7 protein-coding genes are annotated in these 7890 nt (G+C 72.8%); all 7 read right to left on the bottom strand.

All coding sequences use genetic code 11. The features are described from left to right. Positions 1-1726: MMPL family transporter (locus QH283_RS00770; RefSeq protein ID WP_280501091.1), on the bottom strand; the 1726-nt coding region annotated here is incomplete at its 3' end. After that, positions 1723-2910 carry a peptide synthetase gene (locus tag QH283_RS00775; RefSeq protein WP_280501092.1) on the bottom strand — a complete coding sequence of 396 codons (1188 nt, stop codon included), beginning with the start codon at positions 2908-2910 and terminating at the stop codon, positions 1723-1725. The genes QH283_RS00775 and QH283_RS00770, both read right to left, overlap by 4 nt. 30 nt (positions 2911-2940) lie before the next feature. Next, positions 2941-3987 (bottom strand): NAD-dependent epimerase/dehydratase family protein, encoded by a 1047-nt coding sequence (locus QH283_RS00780; protein ID WP_280501093.1) that lies wholly within the window; start codon positions 3985-3987, stop codon positions 2941-2943. Continuing rightward, on the bottom strand, positions 3984-4265 hold the full coding sequence (locus QH283_RS00785; RefSeq protein WP_280501094.1) for a hypothetical protein: 282 nt from the start codon (positions 4263-4265) through the stop codon (positions 3984-3986). The genes QH283_RS00780 and QH283_RS00785 overlap by 4 nt, the downstream gene beginning before the upstream one ends. Then, positions 4262-5971 carry a fatty acid CoA ligase family protein gene (locus tag QH283_RS00790; RefSeq protein ID WP_280501095.1) on the bottom strand — a complete coding sequence of 570 codons (1710 nt, stop codon included), beginning with the start codon at positions 5969-5971 and terminating at the stop codon, positions 4262-4264. The genes QH283_RS00785 and QH283_RS00790 overlap by 4 nt, the downstream gene beginning before the upstream one ends. Further along, complete coding sequence (locus QH283_RS00795) at positions 5968-6882, bottom strand: hypothetical protein (RefSeq protein ID WP_280501096.1); 915 nt, start codon at positions 6880-6882, stop codon at positions 5968-5970. The genes QH283_RS00790 and QH283_RS00795 overlap by 4 nt, the downstream gene beginning before the upstream one ends. 8 nt (positions 6883-6890) lie before the next feature. Then, the coding region (locus QH283_RS00800) for a 3-oxoacyl-ACP synthase III family protein (protein WP_280501097.1) at positions 6891-7890 on the bottom strand (1000 nt) is incomplete at its 5' end.

Here is a 7890-nt window from a genome sequence, read left to right on the forward strand (position 1 = left end):
CCAGCATGCCCGCCGCGATCGGCCCGGTGCTCACCCCGAGCAGCCAGGCCAGGTTGCCCTCGCAGAAGATCCAGGTGAGCACGCCGAAGGTGGCCGCGAGACTGAGCGCGGCCAGCACCACGGCCTTCAGCGGCAGCACGATCGAGCGGAAGGCGGCGGCGAGCAGGATCAGCGTGGCCGCCACCATCACCAGCACCATCCACGGCAGCGTCCGCACGATGGAGTCCACGCTGTCGAGGGTGGCCGCGGTGTCGCCGCCGACCAGCAGGCCGGTCCCCGGCGGCGGGGTGAGCGCCCGCACGCCCTCGACCGCCACGCCCGCGGCGTCGCTGCGGTCGGTGGCGGTGAGGAAGGCGTGGAAGACCACCAGGTCGTCGGCGCGGCCGACCGGCACCACGGTGCGCACACCGGCGACGCCGGCGACGGCCTCCGAGACGCTCGCGACCTCGGCCGCCTGCGGCGGGCCGTGCTCGCCGCGCAGCACGACGGTGATGCCGCTGCCCGCGGCGGGGAACCGCTCGGTCAGTTCCTCGACGGTGGCCCGGGACGCGCTGTCGGCGGGCAGCGCGCGATGGTCGATGTCGCCCAGGCGCAGCCCGGTCAGCGGGGCGGCGAGCACCAGCAGCACCGCGACGGCGGCCAGGGCGACGACGCCGGGACGGCGCAGCACCGCGTCGACCACCCGCCGCCAGAACCGCTCGGTTCGGGGCAGTTCGGCGGCAGGGGTGATGCGGTGGCCGACCAGGGCGAGCAGCGCGGGCAGCACGGTCAGCGACAGCAGCGCCGCCAGCGCGACCGCGGCGATCGCGCCGAAGCCCAGCGAGCGCAGCACCGCCTGCGGGAAGACGAACGTGCCCGCGAACGCGCAGACCAGCAGCAGCGCGGAGAAGGCGACGGTGCGGCCCGCGGTGGCGTAGGTGCGCGAGATCGCCGCGGCCACCTCGCGCCCGGCGGCCCGCTCCTCCCGGAACCGGCTCACCAGGAACAGGCCGTAGTCGATGGCCATGCCGAGGCCGAGCAGGGAGGCGATGTTGACCGCGAACACGCTCACCTCGGTGACGGTGGTGAGCAGGCGGATGGCGCCGAGCGCGCCGAGCACCGTCAGCACGCCGACGGCCAGCGGCAGGGCGGCGGCGACGAACCCGCCGAAGACCACCACCAGGATCACCAGCACCAACGGCAACGAGATGAGTTCGGCGCGCACCAGATCCTGAGCCGAGCGCTCGTTGATCTCGGTGGCCAGCGCGCTGTAGCCGGACAGCCGGGTCGGCACGTCCGGCACCCGCAGCGAGTCCTCGATCTCGGCGTAGGCGCGGATGCGGCGGTCGTCGTCACCGGCCAGGTAGACCAGCGCCAGCGCCTGGGTGCCGTCCGCCGAGCGCAGCAGCGCGGACTTGCCGAGGCTGGTCCACGGCGTCTCCACCGGCCGCTGCAGCAGAGCCGGATCGATGCCGTCGAGCGCGGTGCGGACGGACGCCGCCAGCTCGTCGACGGTTCGTCCGGCCGGCGCGGTGTACAAGGCGACCACGTCGGGGGTCTGCGGCCCGAAGTGCTCGCGCACCAGCGAGTCCACCAGCGCGGATTCGCTACCGGGATCGCCGAATCCGGCCGAGCTCACCCGCTCTGAGGTATCGGCGCCGAACAGCCCACATGCCAGCATGATCGCCGCGAGCACGACCAGGACCAGGCGGGGACGGCCCTGGACGAGCCGGTCGAGCAGCCTCACGCCGCGGGCGCTTCGGCGAGTTCGGTGGTCAGCCGCGCGGCGAGGGTGTCCAGCAGTGCCTCCAACCTGGGCTCGATGCCCGCGCCGTTGCGGCAGGAGACGGTGATCTCCAGCCGGTCGTCGACGGCGAGGATGCCGAACAGCAACGGCATGGCACCGCTGTGCTGGGGCAGGATGCGCATGGTGGTCGGCCGCCAGGTGGGGGTGGCCAGGGCGGCGGTGTCCACCGTGCCCATGTGGGAGACGGTGGCCGACACCATGTTCCGGCCTGCGCGGGCGCCGAGCCAGTTGGCGCCGCGCAGCACCGAGCGCACCATCGGCTTCGGGAAGCGGGACAGCCCGCCGTTGTCCATCTCGTTGAGTTCCTGGTTCACGCTCAGCCCCGCGCGCATGCGCGCGGACACGTCCTGCCAGCTCGTGCCGGGCCGGACGTCCAGGAACAGCGGCAGCGCCAGATTCCCGGTGGAACGCAGCGCGGGATCGTGCCTGCGCAGGTCGACCGGGATCATGAAGCGGGAGGCGCCTCGGGTGTGCTCGGCCAGGATGGCGCAGGTGCGGGCCACCACGGCCCGGCCGTTGGCCTCGACCGTGCGGTGGCGAAGCAGCCAGCGCGGCGCGGCCGGGTCCTGCCTGCCGCGTCCGGTGGCGGCGCGGTAGCGCGGGACCACCAGGGTCGGTTTGCCGGGCACGCCCAGACGCGCGACGAGCTCGGCGTCGGCGATCGGGTCGGGCGCGCCGACGAGCGGCTCACCGCGCAGCGCCCGGAACACGTCGTCGACCCACAGCCGCAGCCCCATGCCGTCCATGACGCCGTGGAAGGCGCGGAACACCACGGTCACCGGGTCGCCGGTCAACAGCAGCACCTCGGTGGTGCGCTCCGGGGTCGGCCCGAGCGGGCGGTTCAGTTCCTCGTCGTGTTCGAGCGCGCGGTAGTCCAGCGTCCGGTCCGGGACGACCCGGACGGTGGCGCCGACGCCGCTGTCCACCCATCGTTCGCCCTCGGCCACCAGGCGCGAGCCGGGGTTCGCCGCCGAGGCGGCGTCCACCGCCCGCTGCAACTCCGCGGCGGCCAGCGTGCCCGTGCCCGGCACCGCGAGCTGCATGATGAACGGCGGCGTGACCTGCCGGGTGGAGAAGTACAACCGCTCGGTGGGAGTGATCGGCCTGCGGAAGTCGGTGCCCATGTCGGTGTCCGTTCGGATCGGCTGGTCCGGTCAGCGCAGGCCGGCGGTGAGGGCCATCGCGCCGCCCTCGGCCTGCAACCAGGTGAGGAATTCGTTCATGCCCGTCTCACGGTCCACGATCGGCCGGTAGCCGAGATCGCGGGCGGCGGCGCCGGTGTCGTAGGTGGCGGTGCGGCTGAGCAGCGCGACCACATAGCCCGACAGCGGCGGCGACCAGCGCCCGGCCACCGCCGGGATGCGCCACACCGTGTCGAGCACCTTCACCAGCGCGTCGAGCACGACCGGGTTCGGCTTGCGGGTCGGGACCGGGTACCCGAGCCGGCGCGCCACCTCCGCGAGGAAGCCCCACACATCGGTGCGCTCGGCGTCGGCCACGAAATACGCGCGCCCGCCCGGCGCTTCGGGCCGAAGGGCGAGCAGGCACGCCTCGGCCACGTTCTCGACGTGGCAGAGCGAGGCGTACACGGTGCGGCCGAAGGACAGATCCGGCAGCGCGCCCGCCTGGGTGCGGGCGAGCATGCGCACGATCGGGCCGGAACGGTCGCCGGCGCCCCAGATCGCGCGCGGTCGCAACGCCACGGTTCGCATGTCCTCGGTGTCCGAGGCCAGTACGGCGCGCTCGGCGGCGGCCTTGGTCTCGGAGTAGTAGTTCAGGTACCGGCGCGGATAGGGCACCGACTCGTCGATGTCGATCTGGTCGCCGCCGTCGCGGTCCATCAGCGCGCTCGGGCTGGAGACGAACACGAACCGCCGCACGCCGTCGTGGCGGGCCGCGGCGAGCAGGTGCTCGGTGGCGTGCCGATTCTCGGCCACGAACTGGGCACGGGTGCCGCGCTCGTCGACGCGGGCCGCGCTGTGCACCACCAGATCGACGCCCGCGGTGGCCCGCGCCAGCGAGGCGGGATCGGTGAGATCGCCGTAGACCTTGCGCACCTTGTGTTCGGCTTCGCCGAGACCGCTCAGATCGCTGGTGGGGCGCACCAGCACCGCTACTTCGTGCCCGCCCTCGCGGACCAGCCTGCGCACCACCGCGCCGCCGACGAATCCCGAAGCGCCGGTGACCAATACCGTGCTCACGCCTGTCCCTTTCCGTTGGTGCGCCACCAGGTCAGCCCGAAGATCTGGGTCAGGACCGCGGTGCGCAGCGCGGGCTCTCCGCTGCCCCGGGCGGCGCGCAGGGCGACCGGGATCTGCGCGGCGTGCACGACGACGCTCAGGAACAGGTCGATCCACCACGCCGCGCGCAGCAGCCGGTTGGCAGGCGCCTGCCCGCGCGCCGCGGCCACCGCTCCGACCGCGAGATACAGCCAGCCGATGATCGGAATCGCCCGTAGTGCGGCCACTTTCGCGCTCACCGCGCACCTCCCAGTTGCTTGCCCGCCCACACTGCCAGGTCTTCGCGGCCGATCTTGGCGTTGTGCCTGATGTCCACCGGGAAGCCGGGGTGCACCAGCACATCGGTGATCGCCTCGGTGAGCGGGAACTCCGCCGCCCGCGCCCGCACCGCCGCGAGCACCGCGGCCTCCTCGGCGCCCTCGTCGAGTTCCAGGCACAGCACGGGCCGTTGCGCGCCGGGTGCGCCGACGCCGACCAGCGCGCTGCGCGCCACCCCGGCCACGGGCGCGAAGATCTGCTCCACCTGCACGGTGAACAGATCGCCGTCGGCGGTGCGCACCCGCTGGCTCTTGCGCCCGCAGAACCAGATCCGGCCCTGCTCGTCCAGGCGCGCCAGGTCACCGGTGCGGTGCCAGACGCGCGCACCGTCGGTGATCTTGCCCGCCGCGTTGGCCTGCTCGGGCCAGGCGTAGCGGGTGCTCACATTGGGGCCTGCCACCACGAGTTCGCCGATGCCGCCGGTGTGTTCGAGCTCGTCCGCGCGACGCTCGACCTCCTCCCAGGTGGGCAGCGGGTCGTCGGTGATCGCCACCACCCGCGCCTCGATCCGGTGCGCGGGCCGCCCGATGCAGGTGCCCTCGCCGCGCCGGGTGCGCTCGATCAGCCCGTCCAGCAGCTCCCTGGACTCCACGGTCGACATGGGCAGCGCCTCGGTGGAGCCGTAGCCGGCGAACACGCGCGCGTCCTCGGGCAGCACCTCGCGAAGGCCGGTGACGCACCAGGCGGGCACCGGCGCGCCGCCGGAGAACACGCTCTCCAGGCTGGGCAGCTCCTGCGGGTGCGAGCGCAGCCTGCGCAGCAGCGGGATCAGCACAGCGGGGGAGGCGAACATGGTGCGGATGTCGAAGCGGCGGATCGCGTCGACCACGTGTGCGGGATCGGTGGCGCCCACCTTGCTCGGCACCAGCGGCGGGATGACGCAGCGCGAGCCGAGCAACAGGTCGAGCACGCCGAACAGCGGCAGCGTGATGAGCGAGGCTCCTGGCTCGCGCTCCTCGCGGGCGAGGTGCACCTGCTCGACCATCGCGCTGAGATTGCCGTGGGTCAGCTCGACGGCCTTGGCCGGGCCGGTGCTGCCGGTGGTGAAGGCGATGAGCAGGGTGTCGTCCGGGTTGCCGTGCACCCCGGCCGGGCGTGGCCTGGTCGGGCGGCGGCCCCACGACTGGAGCGTCGGACCACCCCAGAACCAGCGCCTGCCGACCGTGACGGCGGTGCGCACCGTGCGGAAGTTCCAGCGCGCCAGCACCCGCAGCGCGTGCGCCTGCGGCATGCCGACGAACGCCTCGGCCCGCACCGCGCGCAGGCAGCGCAGCATCTTGCGCACGCCCATGCCCGGGTCGATGACGATGGGTACCGCGCCGATCTCCAGCAGGCCGAGCAGGGTCGCGTACAGCTCGGGGCCGGGCAGCACCAGCACGATCGTCCTGGTGCCTGGTCCCACCCCGGCCTCGGACATGCGCTGGGCCACGGTGGCGGCCCAGGCGTCCAGCTCCCCGTACTCGAGCCTGCGGTACTGCGGCAGACCGTCCGGGCCGAAGCCGTCGGGACAGCGCAGCGCCGGACGGTGCGGGTCGGTGCGGACGATCTCGCGGAAACGGTCGAGGCCCGCCCAGTAGGTGACCGGGGTGGTGCCGTGCTCGGCGTCGAGCGTGCCGGCAACGGTCATGCCGGCACCCCTGCCGGGGCGGTCAGCTGATACACCACCGCTGCCGCCGCCGGGCCCGCGCCCGCGGCGACGAACAGCACGCGCCGGTAGCCGGCCAGGCTGTCCTCGGCGACGGCGCGGTCGAAGGCGGCGGTCAGCGCGGCGGTGTGCGGGTCGCCGTCGGACAGGTCGGGAGTGCGCAGATGCGCGCGGTCGATGCCGAGCGCGTCAGCGACGCGGCCACCGAATTCCGGTGTGGGCGTCGAGGTGATGAGCGCCAGCTCGCCCGCCTCACCGACACCCGACTCGGCGAGCACGCCGGCCGCTGCCTCCACGGCGGTCGACAGCAGCCGCTCCTCGAAGTCCTCCTCGCGCACCACGGTCATGGCGCCGCGACCGGTGGTGCCCATGGCGGCGGTGTCCACGTACCCCTCGACGGCGGGCGTACCGGCCCCGGCCACCGAGCGCACCACGCCGAAGCCCGCCGGCTCGCCGGTGCGGCCGAGCAGCATGGCCGCACCGCAGGTGGCGTAGGGGAAGTCCGCGTCGGCGGCGTGGCGGGTCGTCGACGGATGGGTGTCGCCGGAGACGATCAGCACGTACTCGGCGCTGCCGGTCTCCAGGATCGAGGTGGCCACCCGGACCGCCTCCAGCACGCCGGTCGCGCCGTTCATCAGGTCGAAGGCGAAGGTCCGGGGATCGTGCGTGGCGTACTCGAGGCCGATGCCTGCCTCCTTCTGGATCAGCGCGGCCACGGCGGGCTCGAGGGTGTTGGAGTCGCGGAAGACACCGGTGTTGATGAGCACGCCGACCTGGTCGGGACGCACGCCCGCCTTCTCCAGGCACAGCCGCGCGGCGCGGCCGCTGTGGGCGACGATGCTCGCGGTGTCGCCGCCGCGGCTGACAGCGGTGGATGCAATGCGCACAGTCATGACTGGACCTAGATCTTCAGCGAGGAGATGGTGGTTGACAGGTATCCGGTGACGATGCCGGAGGCTGCGGGGATCATCAGCAGCTTCGAGCCCTCCGGGATCTTCTGGTCCCCCAGCGCGTCGTGCAGCACCAGGAAGTGCGAGGTGGTGGAGGTGTTGCCGTACTTCTCGATCACCCGCAGGTCCGGCGGCATGGGGCTGCCGAACTCCCGCTCGCAGATGGCGTTCATCCACGGGATGGCGGCCGCGCCGAACTGGTGGTGGATGACGTAGTCGAACTGCTCGTCGGCGAACGTGCGGCCCTGCGACTCGAGGAAGTTGCGGTGGCTGTCCGGCCCGAGGCGGAAGCGGTCCTCGTTGTGCATCTGCCGGTTGTCGGTGTAGAGGGCGATGCCCTCGGTGCGGTCGCTCGGCATGCCGAGACACAGCTGCGCGTACTCGGCGGCGGTGAGCAGGTCGACGTAGTGGATGACGTCGCGGTCGTCGACGGCCTCGTCCAGCACGATCGCGCAGCCGGAATCGCCCACCGACAGCGAGGCGAACTGCAGGTCGTACTTCTCCGAGATCTCCCTGACCGCGGTGTCGGCGATGGGCGTGATCGCCTCGCCGCTGACCACGAGGCCGTTGCGGACCGCGCCGGAGCGGATCATCCGGTCGAGAATGTAGGTGCCGGTGAGCATTCCGGCGCAGGCGTTGGAGACGTCGAAGGTGATCGCCTTGGTCGCGCCGAGCTCCCCGGCCAGCGCGCCGGCGAAGGACGGCTCCATGTACATGCGGGTGCCGAAGCGGCTGCGGGTGATCGAGGTGGAGATGACGACATCCAGCTCGGCGGCGTCGTAGCGCGAACGCGACAGGCAGTCCTGCGCGGCCCTGGTGGCCAGCGTGAAGGAGTCCTCGTAGTTGTCCGGGTCCTTCGAGTGCACGCGCCGCTCCTGGACGCCGGTGATCTTCTCCAGATCGAACGACGGGGGCGTGGCCAACCGGGACAGCAACTCCTCAGTGCTGAGT

It is taken from the genome of Nocardia farcinica (genome assembly GCF_029867845.1).
In the GTDB taxonomy this organism is placed as follows: domain Bacteria; phylum Actinomycetota; class Actinomycetes; order Mycobacteriales; family Mycobacteriaceae; genus Nocardia; species Nocardia farcinica_A.

What these genes read in the sequence shown, in the direction of transcription:
- QH283_RS00775 (WP_280501092.1), bottom strand. Translation starts at nt 2,910, where the DNA reads ATGGGCACCGACTTCCGCAGGCCGATCACTCCCACCGAGCGGTTGTAC.
- QH283_RS00790 (WP_280501095.1), bottom strand. Translation starts at nt 5,971, where the DNA reads ATGACCGTTGCCGGCACGCTCGACGCCGAGCACGGCACCACCCCGGTC.
- QH283_RS00795 (WP_280501096.1), bottom strand. Translation starts at nt 6,882, where the DNA reads ATGACTGTGCGCATTGCATCCACCGCTGTCAGCCGCGGCGGCGACACC.